Raw genomic sequence first — 516 nt, 5'->3', positions numbered from 1 at the left:
ATGCCTTTCCCTTCCCTTTCCGTGACCCGATACTGAACGACAGGACCTCAACATGAAGACGCTACTCAAGACCCTGACCGCCGCCGCCGTTGCCGCCGCCGTGCTCGTGCCGGCGATCGCCGAAGCCCATCCGCACCGCGTGTGCCACTTCGAGCATCATCATCACAAGGTGTGCCGCATGGTGCGTTGAGCATCGCGCCGCAGGTTTGGAAGAAGCGTCGGCATGCCGGCGCTTTTTTCATGGGTGCGCGATGCGCGCGCTTCCTAGTAGATGAACAGGCGGATCGTCGCCGTGCCGTTGAACGGGCCGATTTTCGGCGGCCCGAACGCCTTCAGCACGGCGTCGAGCGTCACGCTCTGGTAGTTCACGTTGCCCGGCATCTTCGCGAGCACGAACTGCTCGTTGAACGGGATGGCCGTCCCGTTGCGGTCCTCGATGCCGATGCCGAAGTTGCTCTTCGGGTCCGGCACCAGCAGCCCGTTCTGCACGGTCTGCGAGGTCTCGAAGTAGCCGTC

The 516-nt window shown here is 63.4% G+C and carries 2 protein-coding genes; one reads left to right on the top strand and one right to left on the bottom strand.

What is annotated here, in order from left to right; translation table 11 throughout:
* The first annotated feature begins 52 nt into the window (after positions 1-52).
* Positions 53-190 carry an HHHH-motif protein gene (locus HWX25_RS32915; protein ID WP_175688136.1) on the top strand — a complete coding sequence of 46 codons (138 nt, stop codon included), beginning with the start codon at positions 53-55 and terminating at the stop codon, positions 188-190.
* Positions 191-264: 74 nt separating this feature from the next.
* Here HWX25_RS32915 and HWX25_RS32910 read toward each other — a convergent pair.
* Positions 265-516: fimbrial protein (locus HWX25_RS32910; RefSeq protein ID WP_175912772.1), on the bottom strand; the 252-nt coding region annotated here is incomplete at its 5' end.

The organism is Burkholderia sp. BCC1640, from assembly GCF_902833125.1.
Lineage (GTDB): Bacteria > Pseudomonadota > Gammaproteobacteria > Burkholderiales > Burkholderiaceae > Burkholderia > Burkholderia diffusa.
This window is presented reverse-complemented; position numbering and strand designations above follow the sequence as displayed.

Bases quoted from the DNA above. Each gene is read 5' to 3' on its own strand.
- HWX25_RS32915 (WP_175688136.1), top strand. From the start codon at position 53: ATGAAGACGCTACTCAAGACCCTGACCGCCGCCGCCGTTGCCGCCGCC.